We start from the raw sequence: 18,167 nt of genomic DNA, 5'->3' as shown, positions 1-18,167 counted from the left end.
CATGACTGCACCCATGCTCGAAGGCAAGGTGATCGTCGTCACCGGCGCCGGCGGCGGCATTGGCCGCGACATCGCGCTCGCCATGGCACGCGCCGGAGCACGCGTCGTCGTCAACGACATAGGCGCCTCGGTGGCCGGTGAAGGCTCCGATGCGGGGCCCGCTCAGCAGGTGGTCAATGAGATCCGCGCCGCAGGCGGCGAGGCGACGGCCAACACCGACAGCGTGTCCGACCCGCGCTCGGCCGGCCGCATCATCGCCACCGCGCTCGACAGCTTCGGCCGCATCGACGGCGTGGTGAACAACGCCGGCATCCTGCGCGACCGCTTCTTCCACAAGATGAGCGACGACGAGTGGGACGCCGTCATCAAGGTGCACCTGTACGGCAGCTACTACGTCAGCCGCGCCGCCGCCCCGCACTTCAAGGAGCAGCAGTCGGGCGTGTACGTGCACATGACGTCCACCTCCGGCCTGATCGGCAACTTCGGCCAGGCCAACTACGCCGCGGCCAAGCTGGGCGTGGCCGCGCTGTCGAAATCCATCGCGCTGGACATGCAGAAGTTCAACGTGCGCTCCAACTGCATCGCGCCCTTCGCATGGAGCCGCATGATCGGCTCCATCCCCACCGAGACCGATGCCGAGAAGCAGCGGGTCGATCGCATGAAGCAGATGACGCCGGCCAAGATCGCGCCGCTGGCCGTCTGCCTGGCCAGCGAGGCCGCGGCCGACACCAACGGCCAGATCTTCGCCGTGCGCAACAACGAGATCTTCCTGATCAGCCAGCCTCGCCCCATCCGCTCGGTGCACCGCAGCGAAGGCTGGAGCCCCGAGACGGTGGCGACCCACGCGCTGCCTGCGCTCAAGGCCCAGTACTTCGACCTCGAACGCTCGGGCGACGTGTTCAGCTGGGACCCGGTGTAGTCATGGCCCTGCCCGCGCTCTTCAGCGGCCTGCGCCTGCCGGTGATCGCCGCGCCGCTGTTCATCATCAGCGTGCCGGAACTCGTGATCGCCCAATGCAAGGCCGGCATCGTCGGCTCCATGCCTGCGCTCAACGCCCGGCCCGCCTCGCTGCTCGACGAGTGGCTGGCCGAGATCACCGAGGCCCTGGCCGCGCACGACCGAGCCCACCCCGAAGCCCCTGCCGCGCCCTTTGGCATCAACCAGATCGTGCACAAGAGCAACGACCGGCTCGAAGACGACCTCGCCCTGTGCGAGAAGTACCGGGTGCCGCTCGTCATCACGTCGCTGGGCGCGCGGCCCGAGGTCAACCAGGCGGTGCATGCCTGGGGCGGCCTGGTGCTGCACGACGTGATCGACAACACCTTCGCGCACAAGGCCATCGCCAAGGACGCCGACGGCCTGATCGCCGTGGCCGCCGGCGCCGGAGGGCATGCCGGCACCCGCAACCCCCTCGCGCTGATCCAGGAGATCCGCAGCTGGTTCGACGGCCCGCTCGCCCTCAGCGGCGCCATCGCCACCGGCCAGGCCATCCTCGCCGCCCAGGCCATGGGCGCCGACCTGGCCTACATCGGCTCGGCCTTCATCGCCACCGAGGAGGCCCGCGCCGAAGAGGCCTACAAGCGCATGATCGTCGAGTGCACGAGCGACGACATCGTGTATTCAGACCTCTTCACCGGCGTGCACGGCAACTACCTCAAGCCCTCCATCCGCGCCGCCGGCCTGGACCCCGACAAACTGCCGACGAGCAACCCCCATGCGATGAACTTCGGCAGCACGCGCAAGCCGTGGAAGGACATCTGGGGGTGTGGGCAAGGGATAGGGGCGGTGACGGGGGTGGAGAAGATGGCGGAGAGGGTGGACCGGTTGGAGTTGGAGTACCGGAACGCCTTGGCGGGTCTGATGGCGAAGAGGTGTGCGAGGGTCAGCGAGGTTGACATCGCGGCATGCTGAGCTGGCTCCTCGCTCGTTGAAGTGCCAGCACGGCCTGCCAACCGCGCGTTCATCGGCGATATTCGCAATTCGCGAATAGCGAATACGCGCATCCCCATGGACCTGAAACCGCAAGACTTGATGGTGCTGCTGAAGGTGTCGGCTCATCCGCCACAGCGCTGGACCTACGCCGCTTTGGGCGAGGCGCTCGCCATGAGCGCGTCTGAAATGCATGCGAGCGTGAAGCGCGCCGTGGCATCGGGCCTGGCCGTGGCACCCGCGCGCGGCGAGTGGTCGCCCGTGCGGCCGAACTTGCTGGAGTTCGCGGTGCACGGCGTGCGGTACGTCTGGCCGGCCACGGCAGGACCGGTCAAGCGCGGCGTGCCGACGGCCTTTGGGGCCGAGCCGCTGGCCAGCCAGTTGAATGCTGCTCCTGTAGAGGCGCCGGTATGGGCGCATCCCGATGGCAGCGCCAAGGGCCCGACGATCTCGCCGCTCTACCGCACGGCACCTCAGGCCGCGCTTGCCGACCCTGCGCTGCACCGCCTGCTCGCCCTGCTGGATGCTTTGCGGACCGGCCGGGCGCGCGAGCGCAACCTGGCAGCCAAGCTGATGGAGGCTGAGCTGATGCGAATCCACACCGAGGTGACCGATGCGAGCCGATGACCCGAACCTGCCCTATCTGCGCCACATCGCCGAGGCACTGGGCGATCTGCGCGAGCAGATCCCCAGCAACAACGCTTCGAGCACGTCGTCGACCCCGGACTCAAGAACTGCCGTGCTCCAGCGTTGCCAGCGCAATACCGGCCGCGCAGCGCCCGCTGTTCAGCCTCGCCGACAGGGGATCCGGGCCGGCGCCGGCCGGGCCGGCCAGGCAGAGCAGGCCATGCAGCAGGGCCAGCGTGGTGGCGGCGGAGGCCGCGGCGGCGGCCAGGCGGGTGTTCCAGCTCGTGTTCATGGGGGAGTCCTTTCGAGGGTTGGTGGCGTGGTGGGAATCGGGTCAACGGCTGCTCGTCGCCAGCGCGACGACGGCGGGATGGGCTTCGACGACCAGCGGCGCAGCCGAAGCGCCACCCAGCGGGGCGACGAACTGCAGCAGCGTGTAGGTGATGCGAACGGCGGCGAAGGCGGCGGCGAAGCGGGTGCTGGTCGGGGCGGTTTGCATCACGGTTCCTCGGGTGGGTCGGGTGGCACCGGGCGGCGCGTTGTCGATGGATGAACTGTCCCGCTGAAGGCCGGTTCAGGTCCTTGGGCCGGCCCTGAAGCGTTCTGAATCGCGCGCCTGAAAACGCATCCATCACCCCCCATCCGGGGGAGATGACGGCCGCAGCGCCCGCCGGGCGTAAGCTCGCGCCCAAAGAAGGAGGGTCGATGGCCGGTTCGTCCGCCTTGAAGGAGTTCGCCTTCGGCCGCTTCGTGGCGCAGCCCGAAGCCCGCCAGCTCCTGGTCGACGGCCAGCCGGCCAAGCTCGGCGCTCGCGCCTTCGACCTGCTGGTGACGCTGGCGCAGCGTCGCGACCGCGTGGTCAGCAAGAACGAGCTGCTCGACGTGGTCTGGCCCGGACTGGTGGTGGAGGAGAACAACCTGCAGGTGCACATCTCGGCGCTGCGCAAGCTGCTCGGGCCTTCGGCCATCGCCACCATCCCCGGCCGCGGCTACCGCTTCACCGCCCCGCTCGAAGGGGCCGCCAACGACGATCGCCCGGCCACCACCACCCTGCCCGACGTAGCGATCTCCACCACCTCGGCCCGAGGGCGGCTTCCCTCGCCCGGCGAAGCGCTGTACGGCCGTGACCGCGAACTCGCGGCCTTGGGCAGCCTGCTCGCCCAGCACCGGCTGGTGACGGTCGCCGGCGCCGGCGGCATCGGCAAGACGCGCCTCGCGCTGGCCGCGGCCTGGCGGGCCCAGTCCGGCTTTCCCGACGGCGTCTGGCCGGTCGAGCTGGCGCCGGTGAGCGAGGCCCGGCTGGTGTCCAGCAGCATCGCGTGCGCCCTGGGCGTGTCGCTGGACGCCCCGGCGGGGCCCGAGCAGCTCGCTGCACGCCTCGGCGAGCGCAGCTTGTTGCTGCTGCTCGACAACTGCGAGCACCTGGTCGCCGGCGTGGCCGAGGTGGCGGGCCTGCTGCTGCGCGACTGCCCCGGTGTGCACCTGCTGGCCACCAGCCAGGAGACGCTGAAGCTCGCCGAGGAGCGCCTGCTGCGCCTCGGCCCGCTGGAGGTGCCCGCGCTCGACGAGCCGGCCACGCCGACCGGTGAGGGCGATGCCGCGCTGGCCCTGTTCGCGGCCCGCGCCCATGCCGCGAACCCGTGCTTCACGCTCGACGCCGACAATCGCGCCTCGGTGGCCGACATCTGCCGCCGGCTCGACGGCATTCCGCTGGCGATCGAGCTCGCGGCCGCACGCTGGCCGCTGCTCGGCATCGACGGGTTGCGCCAGCGTCTGGACGACCGCTTCCGCCTGCTCACCTCGGGCAACCGCGGCGCGCCTCGCCGCCAGCAGACCCTGCGCGCCGCCATCGAATGGAGCCATGCCCTGCTCGGCGCGGACGAGCAACTCGTGCTGCGGCGCCTCGGCATCTTCCACGGCGGCTTCGGGCTGGACGCGGCGCAGCAGGTCGCCGCCGATGCCTCTCACGACGAGTGGGCGGTGCTGGACCAGCTGGGGGCGCTCGTCGACAAGTCGCTGGTCATCGCCGACGGCGGCGAGCCGCCGCGCTACCGCCTGCTCGAAAGCACGCGCGCCTTCGCGCTGGAGCGCCTGGCCGAGGCCGGCGAGCTGGCTGCCACGTCCCGCCGCCATGCCGAGGCGCTGCTGGCCGTGTGGCGGCGCGCCGAGCTGCAGCGCTGGCACCTGGGCGACAGCCGCCAGCTCGCCGTGCTGCTGCACGAGATCGACAACCTTCGCGCCGCGCTGGCCTGGTCCGCGCAGCCCTGCGGTGACGCGACGCTGCTGGTGGGCCTGGTCGGCGCCAGTGGCTGGGCCTGGAAGGCCTTGGGCCTGGCGGCCGAGGGCATGCGCTGGTGCGACGAGGCCCTGGCCCGTTTCGACGAGGTGCGCGAGCCTGCGCTTCAGGCGCAGGTGCTGTACGCCAGCGCCCGCGTGGCCCACCGGACCGAGGCGGCCAGGGAGTTCGCCGATCTCGACAGCGCCGCCGCGATCTACCGCCGCCTGGGGGACCGGCGCGGCATCTACCTCTGCCGCACGCTGGCGGCGCAGAAACTCGCCTGGCGCTACGACCTCGAAGCGGCCGCCGAGGCCATCCGCGAGGCCGCCGAGGCGGCCGATCCGGCGTGGCCGCCGCTGTCACGCGAAGAGCTGCTGATCGCGCGCACCTTCTGGCATGAGGCCCGGGGCCGGCCGGCCGAGGGCCAGCCGTTCGCCGAAGAGCTGCTGGCGCTGCAGCGGGCGCACGGCGACGCGCGCCAGATCGACGTCGCGCGCATCAACCTGGCCGAGAACCTGTTCGTGCAGGGGAAGGCGGACGAAGCGATCGCCCTGCGCCGGCAAGTGCTGGCCCAGACCGGCCGCGCCCTGCAGCTCTATGCCATCACCAACGTCGCCAACCTGAGCGCCGCGCTCACCTACCGCGGCGACACGCCAGAGGCGCTGACCCTGGCCCGGCGCTCGCTGCCGGAGCTGATCCGCATCGACCGGCTGGACCATCACGCCGACCACTTCGCGCTGCTGGCGTGCCAGCGCGGCCGCCACCCCGTGGCGGCACGCCTGGCCGGCTGGTGCGATGCGCAGTACCTGAAATCGGGTTTCCAGCGCGAGCTGAGCGAGCAGCGGGCCCGTGACATGACTCAGGCGGCCCTGAGCGCCGTCCAGCCCACGCTGCCGCTGTCGGCCTGGCTTGCCGAAGGCGCCACGATGTCCGGCGAGGTCCTGGCGGCGCAGGCGCTGGGGGAATGACAGGCTGAGAGTCTTTCGTCCACCGGCGACCGACTGAGCCCGCGGCTGGTCAGCCTCCGATCGACACGGTGGGCCAACCCGTCGCGAGGGAGCCTCCGTGCGAGGTGGCGTCTCCCAGGCGCGCCGCCGGACGGCCGCCGATCATCACGGTCGCCGAGCCTGTGACGACGGTGTCGACGGGGCCGACGCAGGCCGCCAGGTCGCCCACCACGGCGGCCGGCAAGCCCCCGATCAGCACGGTCGGCACGCCGGGCCCGAGGACCGGCCCGCCGACATGAGGTATCGGCGACAAGCCGGGCGTCACCATCGGGCAAATGTGCATGTCGGTGATGCGGGCGGCGGGAGGCATGGCAGTGCTCTTCAGTTGATCATGACCATCGCGCCCTTGACCGTGGTCTGGCCGGAGGACGAGAGCTCGGCGGCAGCCGCGCCCTTGGCGGAGATGCCCACCTGGGCTTGGCAGGCGACGTTCAGCCCCTCCACGTTGACGTCGCCTTTGGAGCGGACAGCGATCGCGCCGACCGCCTCGAGCGTGATGACGCCCTGGGCCGCCAGCGTGATGTCGCGGGGGCTGTCGAGCGCGATGCCGGCTGGCGAGAGCCTGACGACGTTGCCGCTCTGGTCCTTGACCTCGATGGCCTGCTCCTGGTCGCTGAACACCAGCTGGTTGCGGGCCGGCGTGGTGATGGTGATGACCTTGTCGGCATCGTTGAACTCGATCCGGTGCCGGCTGCGCGTGACGACCGCCTTGATGGCGTTGCCGGCCGTCAGCGGGTAAGGCGGCGTGCGACTGCTGCCGTAGAGGCTGCCCAGCACGACCGGCTGCGCGGGATCCTGGTCCAGATGGCCGAGCAGCACCTCGTCGCCGACCTCGGGCAGGAAGAAGCTGCCGAATCCGGCGGAGGCCTGCAGCTGCAGCACCCGCGCCCAAAGGCCTTCGGTCGCCCCCTGGCAGGCCGCCGTGCGGACCAGGATCCGGTGCTGCCCCTGCGGATCGCCATCGAGCTGGAGCACCACGCCGGTCTGCAGGCCGCCGGCACCCGGCAGAAGGCCGCTGCTGGATGATGCCGGCAAGCCCGGGGGCTGGTCGGGCGAGCGAAGGTCCAGGCCGAACCCGGCCCGCGTGATCCATTCGCCGTCGCTGATTTCGTGCTCGACCGAGCTCAACAGCACCGGGCCGCTGAACCGCTTGCCCAGGCCCGCCAGCTCGACCACGGCACCGGGCCGGGCCAGGGCGCTGCCCTGGAAGCTCATGCGCCCGCGCAGCGACGCCTGCGTGACCGCGCAAGGACGGCTCGCCTCGGCGTCGGCATCGAAGTCGATGAGGTCCACGCCCCAGGTCAGGGTGAGGACGGCCGCCGCGTCCGTCGGCGGCGGCTGCACGCTCACGGTGTCGCCCTCGACGTTCACCATCAGGCCCATCGCGCCGGCTCTCGCCAGCATGTAATCCCAGTCGCTGCAGTCGCGCTGGACCAGCACTTCGCGATCGATGTCGGTCTTCGCCACGCGGGCGGTGAGTCCGGCGTTTCCGATCAGGGTCTGGAGGACTTCGGCGTCGGTGCCACGCCCGTGAAGCACGGTACGGCGCGGCTCGGTCATCTTGCAGGCCCTGGCGCGGCACAGCACGCTGAGGCGGCCGTCGCCGCCGCTGATGCCGAAGCTGTGGCGGACCACGATGCCGGTGAAGATCGTCTCCTCGACATCGCCGTAGCCGGCCTTCACCGCGATGTCGGCGCCCGGCTCGAACAGCTCGCCATCGCTCAGCGGAACACTGCCATTCGCCATGTCGCCATCGGCCAGCACCAGCCGGGCCCAGGGCACGTCGTTCAGGGCGTGATGGACCTGGACCGAGAGGACGCTCAGATCGGACTGCTGCCGACCCGAGCTGAGGATGCTGAGGCGAACGACGCCCTCCGCATGGAGTTGGGGAGAGTCAGCCATGGTGTGTCGCTACCTTCGGCTTGGAGGCGGAAAGCGCAGGGTATACGCTGGATGGGGGCCGCGTGCGCGCGGCAGGCCAGGCAGGGCGCAAGATGGCGCCTGGAATCGGCCCCATCGACCCCACCGGAGATCGACCATGGCAGACGACGGTTCGGCGCAGTCCACCACCGCGTGGCCGCTTCCCAGGTTCCGCTTCGAAGTGAAGTGGGCGGACCGGGTGATGAGTTTCCAGGAGGTCTCGGGCCTGGACGTGCAAGGGCAGCCCATCGAGTATCGGCGTGGAGACAGCGCTCAGTTCTCGGTCCTCAAGATGCCGGGCATCCAGAAGCACGGCGACATCACCCTGAAGAAGGGCGTCTTCAAGAGCGACAACAAGTTCTGGGACTGGTTCGACGAGATCAAGTCGAACGCCGCCGGGCGCACGGCGATGACCATCAGCCTGATCGACGAGAGCGGGATGCCCGCGATGGTGTGGACGCTGGCCAATGCCTGGCCGGCCAAGATCACCGGCACCGACTTGAAGTCGACGGGCAACGAGGTGGCGGTGGAGACCCTGGTCATCGCCCACGAGGGCCTCACGATCGCCAACGCCTGACGTGACGGCATCGAGGCAGCCTGACGCCATCGAGGCGCGGGGCGGCACCCAGGGGCTGAGAGCAAGGCCATGGCCGCCGGCGCATGATCCCGATCCCGTGCCCGGCGCGGCACGGGAGTTCACGGCCATGAACCGGAGGTCGCCATGAGCACTGATGCATCGCAAGACAAAGGCCCCGATCTCGCCCAGGGCGTCGCCCTCGACACCCTGCCCGACGGAAAGATGCTCGCCGGCCACGTGGGCGACGAGGCGGTTCTGCTGGCGCGCCGCGGCGGCGAATACTTCGCGATCGGCGCCGAGTGCACCCATTACCACGGGCCTCTGGCCGAGGGGCTGATGGTCGGCGACACCGTCCGCTGCCCCTGGCACCACGCCTGCTTCAGCCTGCGGACCGGCGAGGCCGTGGCCGCACCGGCCCTGAGCCCGGTGTCCTGCTTTGCCACCGAGGTGCGGCAAGGCAAGGTCGTCGTGATCGGCAAGGCATCGCCTGAACAAGCCCGCGCCGCGCCGGCCGGCTCGCCGCCGCAGAAGATCGTCATCGTCGGCGGTGGCGCGGCCGGGTTCGCGGCGGCCGAAATGCTGCGCCGCCGGCACTACCAGGGCAGCCTCGTGATGCTGAGCGACGACGGCGCACCGCCGGTCGATCGGCCGAACCTGTCCAAGGACTACCTGGCCGGCAGCGCTCCGGAGGAATGGGTGCCGCTGCGCGACGAAAGCTTCTACGCCGAGCAGTCCATCGAGCTGCGGCTCGGCACCCGCGTCGTCGGCCTCGACACGCAGGCGCGCGAGCTCGAACTCGGCGACGGCAGCAAGCTGCCCTACGACCGCCTGCTGCTGGCCACCGGTGCCGAACCGGTCCGCCTGTCTATCCCGGGCATGGACCTGCCGCATGTGCACACGCTGCGCACGCTGGCCGATTGCCGAGCCATCATCGAGCAGGCTTCGAAGGCACGGGTTGCCGTGGTGATGGGCGCCAGCTTCATCGGGCTGGAGGTCGCGGCTTCGCTGCGGGCACGTGGCATCGAGGTGCACGTCGTCGCGCCCGAGGCGCGCCCGATGGAGCGCGTGCTGGGTCCGCAGCTGGGGGATTTCATCCGCCGGCTGCACGAGAAGCACGGCGTCGTGTTCCACCTGCCCGACACGGCCAGCGCGATCGACGAGCGGCAGGTCATGCTCGCCGGCGGCGGCCGCATCGAGGCCGACCTGGTGGTGGCCGGCGTCGGCGTGCGGCCGCGGCTGTCGCTGGCCGAGAAGGCGGGCCTCGCGATCGATCGCGGCGTGACCGTCGATGCCTGTTTGCAGACGAGTGCGCCGGGCGTCTTCGCTGCGGGCGACATCGCGCGCTGGCCCGACCCGCACACCGGCGAGTCCATCCGCGTCGAGCACTGGGTCGTCGCGCAGCGCCAGGGCCAGACCGCCGCGCTGAACATGCTCGGCCATCGCGAGAGGTTCGAAGCCGTGCCGTTCTTCTGGAGCCAGCATTACGACGTGCCGATCAACTATGTCGGTCATGCGGAGAAGTGGGATGAGATCGTCGTCGACGGCGACATCGCGGGCCGCGACTGCACGCTCCAGTACAAGCGCGAGGGGCGTGTGCTGGCGGTGGTGACGATCTATCGCGATGCAGACAGCCTGGCCGCCGAGCTGCGGATGGAGGAGCAGGCCGGCTGAGGCACGGCAGGTTCGGGCAGCAGCCTGTGGGTGCGGCTGATGATTTGGTCTCGCGCCGCGCCCGCTCGTCGCCGTCCCCTCGTTCGTCGGGCTCCGCCAGCCCCGACAATCCGCCCATGAAAACCCCCGCCCGCCTGCAGGCCCTGATGGCCGAAGGCCTGATCGACAGCGTTGTTCGCCAGCTCAAGAGCGGCAAGGAAGCCGATGTCTACGTCGTTCGCTGCGGCGAAGAGACCTGCGCGGCCAAGGTCTACAAGGAGGCGCACCAGCGCAGCTTCCGCCAGGCGGTCGACTACACCGAGAACCGCAAGGTGCGCAACAGCCGGCAGGCGCGCGCGATGGCCAAGGGCACGGCGTTCGGGCGCAAGCAGCAGGAGGCCGCCTGGCAGAGCGCCGAAGTGGATGCCTTGTATCGCCTGGCCGCCGCCGGCGTGCGCGTACCGCAGCCCGGCAACTTCCATGAAGGCGTGCTGTTGATGGAGCTGGTGGCCGATGAGCAAGGCGACGCGGCCCCGCGCTTGAACGACCTGTGCTTCAGCGAAGAGGAGGCGCAGCAGCACCACGCCACGCTGATCGACGAGGTGGTGCGCATGCTCTGCGCCGGCGTGATCCACGGTGACCTGTCGGAGTTCAACATCCTGCTGGCCGCCGACGGGCCGGTCATCATCGACCTGCCGCAGGCGGTGGATGCCGCCGGCAACAATCACGCGCCGCGCATGCTGATGCGGGATGTCGACAACCTGCGCAGCTTCTTCGGCCAGCATGCGCCGGCCCTGCTCTCCACCCAGTACGGCCCCGAGATCTGGTCGCTGTACGCCGGCGGCAGGCTGGTGCCCGACATGCCGCTGACGGGACGCTACGAGCATCAGCCCGGCGAGGTGGACCTGTCCGGCGTGTTGCGCGAGATAGAGGATGCGCGGCTCGAAGAGGCGGCGCGCCTGGAGCGCATGGGCTGACGCGGCTGCTGACATCCGCCGACAAGGAAAGCAACGTGTTGCGGGCTCTTCGCGCCGGAATGCGGGTCTGTCCGACAGACGTCGCGCCAGCGCCGTCCTAGCCTGGAAGTTCCTCATCACGCGATGGAGAACAGCATGACGTACCGCCAGAATCCGCGCGACGAACAGGCGGCGAAGTCGGGCAAGGCCGAAAACGACAAGAACAAGCTCGGCGAGGCCCCTGCCACCCAGCTGAACCAGGGCCAGAGGACGCCAGACAGCCGGCACGACCGCGAAGCGCATGTCGGCTCGGGCAACCAGACGCAGTCGCGAAGCCAGCGCCGCTAGGGCCAGTCAGCGACAGGCCGCTACAACAAGCGTTCTTCGAAGTTGAAGTTCGCCAGGTGGCGGATCAACTCCGTCGCCAGCTTGGGCAGCGGCACGTGGGCGCGGTTGACGATCTTGGTCTCTCGCCGCGCCCACTCGTCGCTGAGCTGAACGATCTTCAGCTTCATCGTCCGGGCATGCCGCAGCGCGGATGAGCGCGGGATGATGCCTATGCCCACGCCCGCTTCCACCAGCAGGCAGATGGATTCGAAGCTGCTGACCTGGATGCGGAACTCGAGCTGGCGCCCGATGGCGCGCGCCAGCGGCGGCAGGAAGCTGGCCAGCGCGCTGCCCTCGGCCAGCGAGATGTGGTGCTCGTCCAGCGTTTCGACGAAGCTCACTTTCGGCCCTCGAGCCGCCAGCCGGTGGGCCTGGGGCACGACCACCACGAGTTCGTCGGCGACGAAGTCGTGCACCTCCAGGCCTTCGGTTTCGACGTTGCCGGCGACCAGGCCGATGTCGGCATGCGCCTCGTGGATGGCGATGACGATCTCCTGGCTCAGGCGCTCGTGCAGGTCGATGCTCACATCGGGGTGGCGGGCGAGGAAACTGGCCAGCGCGGCCGGCAGCGCGCTGCTGATCGAGGTGGTGTTGGCCAGGATGCGGACGTGGCCCTTGATGCCGCTGGCGTACTCGCGCAGGTCCATCTTCAGGTGCTCGACCTGCTGCAGCACCAGCCTCGCGTGGTGCAGCATCGCCTCGCCGGCCGGGTTGAGCTCCACGCCCTGCGGCTTGCGGTAGAACAGCTTCACGCCGATGTTGTCTTCGAGCTGCTTGATGCGCGTGCTCGCCGCGGCCAGCGAGATGCAGGCGCGCTCCGCCCCCTTACGCAGGTTCGACTCCTCGGCCACGTAGACGAAGAGCCGCAGGTCCATCAGGTCGAAGTGCATGGTGCTTCATTGTGCGGCAGCCCCCTCGGCCGCTACGCCCGCCGAACACCCCCTTTGGGAAATACAGATGGCGCCTCGCCGGGCCCGGCGCCATGCTCGGGCCACACCGAGATGGAGACATTCATGGCAGATCGGATTTCAGCCCGGCGCCGCGCGCTGGGCCTGCTCGCGTTGGTGTTCGCCACCGGCCCCGCCTGGGCCCAGGCGCCCGCCGCCTCCGCCACCGTGCGCCTGGTCGTAGGCTATGCCGCGGGCGGGCCGGTGGACACGGCGGCGCGCCAGTTCGCGCCGCTGCTCTCGCGTGAGCTGGGGCGCAACGTGATCGTCGACAACCGGCCCGGCGCGGCCGGGCTGCTCGGCGCCGAAGCGGTCGCCAAGTCGGCGCCCGATGGGGCCACGCTGTACTTCGGCGCCAGCCCCACGCTGACGATCAGCCCGCACGTGATCAAGACCACGGCGCTGGACCCGGCCAAGGACCTGACGCCGGTCTCGCCGGTGCTGAGCTATGCCAACGCCCTGGTCATCAACAAGGACCTGCCCATCAAGTCGCTGGCGGAGCTGGTCGCCTACGCCAAGGCCAACCCCGGCAAGGTGAGCTACGGCTCGGCCGGCATGGGCGCGTCCAACCACCTGAGCGCCGAGCTGTTCGCGAAGCAGGCGGGCGCCCAGCTCACGCATGTGCCCTACAAGGGCAACGCGCCGGCGATGACCGATGTGATCGGCGGCCAGATCACGATGATGTTCGACATCGTCAGCACCGCGCGCACCTACGTGCAGACGAACCGAGTGCGCGCCCTGGCCGTCACTTCGCGGGCGCGCAACCCCTCGCTGCCCGAGGTGCCGACGATGCGCGAAGCGGGCCTGGCCGGCTACGAGGTGGTCGGCTGGTACGGCGTGTATGGCCCGGCGGGCATGAGCACCGAGCAGGTGAGGCAGCTCAACGCCGCCGTCAACCACGCGCTGGCCGACGAGGCCCTGCGCAAGCAATGGACGGAGCATGGCTACGACCTGTGGGTGGGCGAGCCCGCCACGCTGGCCGCCCAGCAGCGCGGCGACTTCGACCTGTGGCGCGGCGTCACCGCCGGCATCAAGTTCGAGTGAGGATCCCTTGCATGCGGCGCATCCACGAAGCCTTCGACGACTGGCTGGCGCGCGACTCGCGGAGAACCTTCCTCCACCTGCCCGACCGGGACGTCGATTTCGCCGCGCTGGGCCTGCTGGTCGATGCGCTGGAGCAAGAGCTGCGGGCCGACGGCATCCGCCCTGGCGACCGCGTGCTGATCGTGGCCGAGAACTGCCCGGAGCACGTGGCGCTGATCCTCGCCTGCAGCCGCGTGGGTGCGTGGTCCTGCGGCGTGAACGCGCGCATGGCTCCGGGCGAGGTCGCTGCCTTCGCCGAAAAGGCCGATGCACGGCGCGTGTACTTCACCTCGGGGGTGTCGGCGGCCGCGACGAGCCATGCGGCGCGCGTCGAGGCCACTGCGTCCAGCGTGCCCGGCCTCGCGCACAGCCTCGTTCGCGAACAGGCCCGGGCCGAGACCGGCGAGCTGGCCGAACGCGTGGCAGCGATCATCTTCACCTCGGGCACCACCGGCGTGCCCAAGGGCGTGATGGTCACGCACGACGGGCTCTTGCACTTCGGCCGGGTATCGGCCGAGTCGCGCCGGCTCGGGCCCGAAGACCGCTCCTACGCCTACCTGCCGATGACGCACATCTTTGGCCTGGGCACGGTGCTGATGGCTTCGCTGCAGGCCGGCGCCAGCCTGGTGATGCGCAGCCAGTTCGATGCCGACGACGTGCTGGATGCGCTGGCGCGGCACCGTGTGTCCCAGCTGCAGGGGCCGCCGACGCTGTTCTCGCGCCTGCTGGCCCACCTGGACGAGCGCGGCATCACCAAGCCTGAGGCGCCCGCCCTGCGCTACGTGTACACCGGGGCGGGGCCGCTGGACATGCCGCTCAAGCGCCGGGTCGAGGCGCGCTTCGTGCAGCCGCTGCACCACGGCTACGGCCTGTCCGAGTACGCCGGCTCGGTGCACGTCACGGCCATCGGTCAGCACCGCGAAGACACCTCTGCCGGCACGCGGGTCGAAGGCGCCGAGCTGCGCATCGTCGGCCCCGAAGGGCAGGACCTTCCGGCTGGACAACGCGGCGAGATCTGGCTGCGCGGGCGCGGGCTGATGGCGGGCTACTTCCGCGACGAGGCGGCGACCAAGGCGGTGATGCGCCCCGGCGGCTGGTACGCCAGCGGCGACCTGGGCTTCCTGGACGAGGAAGGCGCGCTGTTCGTCGTCGGCCGGCTGAAGGAAATGATCATCCGCTCGGGCTTCAACGTCTACCCGGGCGAGGTCGAGGCCGTGCTGCACGGATTTGCCGCCATCCACGCCGCCGCGGTGGTGGGCCGGCCCGAGGGCGACGGCAACGAGGAGGTCATCGCCTTCGTGACCCTCAAGCCCGGATGCGAGCTCAGCCTGGCCCTGCTCGATGCCCACCTGCGCGAACACCTGGCGCCCTACAAGCGGCCGGCGCGGATCAAGGTGGTCGAGGCCTTCCCGATGACGCTCAGCGGCAAGGTGCTCAAGCGCGAGCTGCTGGCCTCGCTCGCGCCATCGTGAACACCCCCTTTCGCAATCGCAAATGGCGCCGCGGCCCGCCTGCGGCCATGCTGCAGGCATGAACACGACGACCTCCTCCCGCCCTACCCCCGATCCGCAAGGCGGCGTGCTCGCGCGCCACCAGGCGGCCCTGAACGAAGGCCGCTTCCTGATCCAGCGCTGCACCGGCTGCGGCCAGGCGGTCTACTTCCCGCGCGAGCTGTGCCCGCACTGTGGCCACGGCGAGCTGAGGTTCGTCGTGCCGGCGGGCACCGGCAGCGTCTACGCGGTGACCACCGTGCGCCGCAAGCCCGAGGCCGGCGGCGACTACAACGTCTGCCTGGTCGAGCTGGACGAAGGCGTGCGGCTGATGAGCCGGGTGGAAGGCGTGCCGAGCAGCGATGTGCGCATAGGCCAACGCGTGAAGGCGCGCGTGGTGCAGCAGGCCGGCCAGGGGCTGGTCGTGTTCGACCTGGCCAGCGAAGGAGCGCCAGCATGAGTCGCAACGACTTGAGGAGCCTGCGCGGCAGCGCCGCCATCGCCGGGGTGGCCACCTTCGGCTGCGGCGAGGCGCCCGGCTACACCGACATGGAGCTGCTGGCGAACGCCGCCCGCGCCGCGGTGGCCGATGCCGGCCTGCAGATGAGCGACATCGACGGCCTGTGCACGGCCAGCGGCGGCGCCACCATGTGGGCCATGCCGGTGGTCGAGTACCTCGGCATTCGCCCGAGCTACATCGACAGCACGATGATCGGCGGCTCCAGCTTCATCGCCCACCTGCTGCCGGCCATGCAGGCGCTGCAATCGGGCCAGTGCAATGCGGTGCTGGTCTGCTATGGCAGCGCGCAGCGCTCGGCGACGTTCGGACGCAAGGAGATCGTCGCCAGCCGCCGCTATCTCGACCCCCAGCCTTACGAGACGCCTTACGAACCGATGCTCCCGCTGTCGGCCTACGCGCTGGCGGCCTCGCGCCACATGCACCAGTACGGCACGACGCGCCGCCAGCTGGCCGAGGTGGCGGTGGCGGCTCGCTCCTGGGCGCAGCGCAACCCCGAGGCCTTCATGCGCGAGCCGCTGTCCATTGAAGACGTGCTCGGCGCACGCATGGTGAGCGACCCGCTGACCGTGCGCGACAGCTGCCTGGTCACCGACGGCGGCGGCGCCTATGTGCTGGTGCGCGCCGACCGCGCGCGGGATCTGCCGCGCACGCCGGTCTACGTCCTCGGCAACGGCACGGCGGTGTGGAACCGCCAGATCTCCTCGATGCCCGACCTGACCGTGACGGCCGCCCGCGACTCCGGCCACGCCGCATTCGCGATGGCGGGCATGAAGCCGGCTGACATCGACGTGGTGCAGCTGTACGACGCCTTCACCATCAACGTGCTGCTGTTCCTGGAAGACCTGGGCTTCTGCGCCAAGGGGGAAGGCGGTGCCTTCGTCGAGGGCGGGGCCATCGGGCCGGGCGGCCGCTTGCCGGTGAACACGAACGGCGGCGGCTTGTCATGCGTGCATCCCGGCATGTACGGCATCTTTGCGCTGATCGAGGCGGTGCGGCAGCTGCGCGGCGAAGGCGGCGAACGCCAGGTGCCCGGGGCCAAGACGGCCATCGCGCACGGCAACGGCGGCACGCTGTCGAGCCAGTCGACCGCGGTGCTGGGCCTGGCCGAGGCGCTGTGAGGCCCGCCCCGTTCGGGCTGAGCCTGGCGAAGCCCATGCGCTCATCCACCCACCCTTCGACACGGGGCCTTCGGCAAGCTCAGTCCCCTGCTCAGGGCGAACGGTGGGATGTTCATCCGTCCGGACTGAGCACCCCCCATCCGTTCGGGCTGAGCACCCCCCATCCGTTCGGGCTGAGCACCCCCCATCCGTTCGGGCTGAGCTTGTCGAAGCCTTCATTCAATCCGTCCGAGCTGAGCACCCCCAGTCCGTTCGGGCTGAGCCTGTCGAAGCCCCCTCTCGCCCGGCACCCAGAACCACCGACATGAACGACGGCCACGCCATGCAAGACCACCCGAGCAAGACGCTGGCCGCCTTCGCCGCCGGCCTGCGCTTCGAAGACATCCCCGCGCCCGTCCTGCGCCGCACCGAGGACCTGTTCCTCGACTGGCTCGGCTCGGTGCTGGCCGGCAAGGGCGCGCGGCCGGTGGAGACGATCGCTGCCTTCGCACAGGCGATGGGCCCTTCCGACGGCCGCAGCGAAGTGCTGATCTCGCGCACGCGGACGAGCCCGCTCTTCGCGGCCATGGTCAACGCCGCCGCCTCGCATGTGGCCGAGCAGGACGACGTGCACAACGGCTCGGTGTTCCACCCCGCGGCCGTCGTGTTCCCGCCGGCACTGGCGGTGGCGCAGGCCATAGGCGCGTCGGGCCGCGAGCTGCTCGCCGCCTCGGTGGCAGGCTACGAGGTGGGGATCCGCGTGGGCGAGTTTCTCGGGCGCTCGCACTACAGGATCTTCCACACCACCGCCACCGCCGGCACGCTGGCCGCGGCGGCGGCCGTCGGCCGGCTGATGGGGCTGGATGCGGCGCAGATGCTGCATGCCTTCGGCTCGGCCGGCACGCAATCCGCCGGCTTGTGGGAATTCCTTCGCGACGCGGCTGATTCCAAGCAGCTGCACACCGCCAAGGCCGCCAGTGATGGCCTCCTGGCCGCCTGGCTCGCGCGAGAAGGCTTCACCGGCGCACAGCGCATTCTCGAGGGGCCTCAAGGCCTGGGCGCGGGCATGTCGCGCGACGCCGATCCGGCCAGGCTCACCGACCGCCTCGGCGAGCGCTGGGCCCTGGCCGAAACCTCGTTCAAGTTCCACGCCTCCTGCCGCCACACCCACCCGGCGGCCGACGCGCTGCAGAAGGTGATGCGCACGCATGGCCTGAAGGCTGCCGACATCGAGCGGGTGACCGCACAGGTTCACCAGGGGGCGATCGACGTGCTGGGGCCGGTGGTCGACCCGCAGACGGTGCACCAGAGCAAGTTCTCGATGGGCACGGTGCTGGGCCTGATCGCCTGCCACGACCGCGCCGGCCTGGCCGAGTTCGACGAGCATTACCGGGACCCGCCCGTCGTGGCCGTTCGCCACAAGGTACAGATGCAGATCGATGCCGAGGTGGATGGCGCCTACCCGCAGCGCTGGATCGGCAAGGTCGAGGTGCTGACCACCGACGGACGCACGCTGCATGGCCGCGTTGACGAGCCGAAGGGCGACCCCGGCAACACGTTGAGCCGCGAAGAGATCGAGGCCAAGGCGCGGCAGCTCGCGGCCTACGCACGCGGGGCCAGCGAAGCCGAGATGGACGCGCTGATCTCGCGCGCGTGGCGCCTCGCCGACTGGGCGCGCGTCGAGCGCCTGCTGCCGTGA

General features: G+C 70.4%; 18 protein-coding genes. 13 read left to right on the top strand and 5 right to left on the bottom strand.

All coding sequences use genetic code 11. From position 1 onward, the window contains the following. Positions 1-13: 13 nt before the first annotated feature. From ACS5PM_RS27585 to ACS5PM_RS27575, 3 genes are all read left to right on the top strand, one after another. Entirely contained in the window at positions 14-919 is a 906-nt protein-coding gene (locus tag ACS5PM_RS27585; RefSeq protein WP_439391171.1) for an SDR family NAD(P)-dependent oxidoreductase, read from the top strand. A 2-nt stretch (positions 920-921) separates the two neighbouring features. Beyond that, positions 922-1,911: an NAD(P)H-dependent flavin oxidoreductase gene (locus ACS5PM_RS27580; protein ID WP_439391104.1), complete on the top strand. Its 990-nt coding sequence runs from the start codon at positions 922-924 to the stop codon at positions 1,909-1,911. Positions 1,912-2,007: 96 nt separating this feature from the next. After that, a complete protein-coding gene (locus ACS5PM_RS27575) occupies positions 2,008-2,556 on the top strand; it encodes a hypothetical protein (RefSeq protein ID WP_439391103.1) in 549 nt (182 codons plus the stop codon). Between the two features lie 100 nt (positions 2,557-2,656). Here ACS5PM_RS27575 and ACS5PM_RS27570 read toward each other — a convergent pair whose 3' ends face one another. Together ACS5PM_RS27570 and ACS5PM_RS27565 are read right to left on the bottom strand one after the other, a co-directional pair. Then, positions 2,657-2,848: a hypothetical protein gene (locus ACS5PM_RS27570; protein WP_439391102.1), complete on the bottom strand. Its 192-nt coding sequence runs from the start codon at positions 2,846-2,848 to the stop codon at positions 2,657-2,659. A gap of 42 nt (positions 2,849-2,890) precedes the next feature. After that, the gene (locus tag ACS5PM_RS27565) at positions 2,891-3,055 is read right to left on the bottom strand and encodes a hypothetical protein (protein ID WP_439391101.1); all 165 of its coding nucleotides are present in this window, start codon (positions 3,053-3,055) and stop codon (positions 2,891-2,893) included. A gap of 206 nt (positions 3,056-3,261) precedes the next feature. On the opposite strand from ACS5PM_RS27565, the gene ACS5PM_RS27560 reads away from it, so the two are divergent. Further along, positions 3,262-5,802, top strand: a complete 2,541-nt coding sequence (locus ACS5PM_RS27560; RefSeq protein WP_439391100.1) for an ATP-binding protein — start codon at positions 3,262-3,264, stop codon at positions 5,800-5,802. Between the two features lie 49 nt (positions 5,803-5,851). Here ACS5PM_RS27560 and ACS5PM_RS27555 read toward each other — a convergent pair whose 3' ends face one another. Next, positions 5,852-6,151, bottom strand: coding sequence for a PAAR domain-containing protein (locus tag ACS5PM_RS27555; protein ID WP_439391099.1), 300 nt, complete (start codon positions 6,149-6,151; stop codon positions 5,852-5,854). Positions 6,152-6,162: 11 nt separating this feature from the next. Next, positions 6,163-7,743, bottom strand: a complete 1,581-nt coding sequence (locus ACS5PM_RS27550; RefSeq protein WP_439391098.1) for a phage baseplate assembly protein V — start codon at positions 7,741-7,743, stop codon at positions 6,163-6,165. A 136-nt stretch (positions 7,744-7,879) separates the two neighbouring features. Between ACS5PM_RS27550 and ACS5PM_RS27545 the strand changes: the two genes are divergently transcribed. From ACS5PM_RS27545 to ACS5PM_RS27530, 4 genes are all read left to right on the top strand, one after another. Then, positions 7,880-8,338: a phage tail protein gene (locus ACS5PM_RS27545; protein WP_439391097.1), complete on the top strand. Its 459-nt coding sequence runs from the start codon at positions 7,880-7,882 to the stop codon at positions 8,336-8,338. Positions 8,339-8,482: 144 nt separating this feature from the next. Then, on the top strand, positions 8,483-10,009 hold the full coding sequence (locus ACS5PM_RS27540; protein ID WP_439391096.1) for an FAD-dependent oxidoreductase: 1,527 nt from the start codon (positions 8,483-8,485) through the stop codon (positions 10,007-10,009). Positions 10,010-10,125: 116 nt separating this feature from the next. Next, positions 10,126-10,965, top strand: a complete 840-nt coding sequence (locus tag ACS5PM_RS27535) for a PA4780 family RIO1-like protein kinase (protein WP_439391095.1) — start codon at positions 10,126-10,128, stop codon at positions 10,963-10,965. A gap of 135 nt (positions 10,966-11,100) precedes the next feature. Further along, the gene (locus ACS5PM_RS27530; RefSeq protein ID WP_439391094.1) at positions 11,101-11,292 is read left to right on the top strand and encodes a hypothetical protein; all 192 of its coding nucleotides are present in this window, start codon (positions 11,101-11,103) and stop codon (positions 11,290-11,292) included. A 20-nt stretch (positions 11,293-11,312) separates the two neighbouring features. Here the strand turns inward: ACS5PM_RS27530 and ACS5PM_RS27525 are convergent, their stop codons facing one another. Then, entirely contained in the window at positions 11,313-12,221 is a 909-nt protein-coding gene (locus ACS5PM_RS27525) for a LysR family transcriptional regulator (RefSeq protein ID WP_439391093.1), read from the bottom strand. 123 nt (positions 12,222-12,344) lie between these two features. Between ACS5PM_RS27525 and ACS5PM_RS27520 the strand changes: the two genes are divergently transcribed. The 5 genes from ACS5PM_RS27520 (at position 12,345) to ACS5PM_RS27500 (ending at position 18,167) form a co-directional block, all read left to right on the top strand. Beyond that, positions 12,345-13,322 carry a Bug family tripartite tricarboxylate transporter substrate binding protein gene (locus tag ACS5PM_RS27520; RefSeq protein ID WP_439391091.1) on the top strand — a complete coding sequence of 326 codons (978 nt, stop codon included), beginning with the start codon at positions 12,345-12,347 and terminating at the stop codon, positions 13,320-13,322. Between the two features lie 11 nt (positions 13,323-13,333). Next, a complete protein-coding gene (locus ACS5PM_RS27515; protein WP_439391089.1) occupies positions 13,334-14,833 on the top strand; it encodes a class I adenylate-forming enzyme family protein in 1,500 nt (499 codons plus the stop codon). Positions 14,834-14,891: 58 nt separating this feature from the next. Continuing rightward, positions 14,892-15,311, top strand: a complete 420-nt coding sequence (locus tag ACS5PM_RS27510; RefSeq protein ID WP_439391088.1) for a Zn-ribbon domain-containing OB-fold protein — start codon at positions 14,892-14,894, stop codon at positions 15,309-15,311. Next, positions 15,308-16,489 carry a thiolase family protein gene (locus tag ACS5PM_RS27505; protein WP_439391086.1) on the top strand — a complete coding sequence of 394 codons (1,182 nt, stop codon included), beginning with the start codon at positions 15,308-15,310 and terminating at the stop codon, positions 16,487-16,489. Before ACS5PM_RS27510 ends, ACS5PM_RS27505 begins: the two co-directional genes overlap by 4 nt. Positions 16,490-16,793: 304 nt before the next feature. Further along, a complete protein-coding gene (locus ACS5PM_RS27500) occupies positions 16,794-18,167 on the top strand; it encodes an MmgE/PrpD family protein (protein WP_439391085.1) in 1,374 nt (457 codons plus the stop codon).

The organism is Ideonella flava (assembly GCF_051857595.1).
Classification (GTDB): Bacteria; Pseudomonadota; Gammaproteobacteria; order Burkholderiales; family Burkholderiaceae_C; genus Ideonella.
The sequence above is the reverse complement of the archived record's forward strand: the minus strand, read 5'-3'. Positions and strand labels throughout refer to the sequence as shown.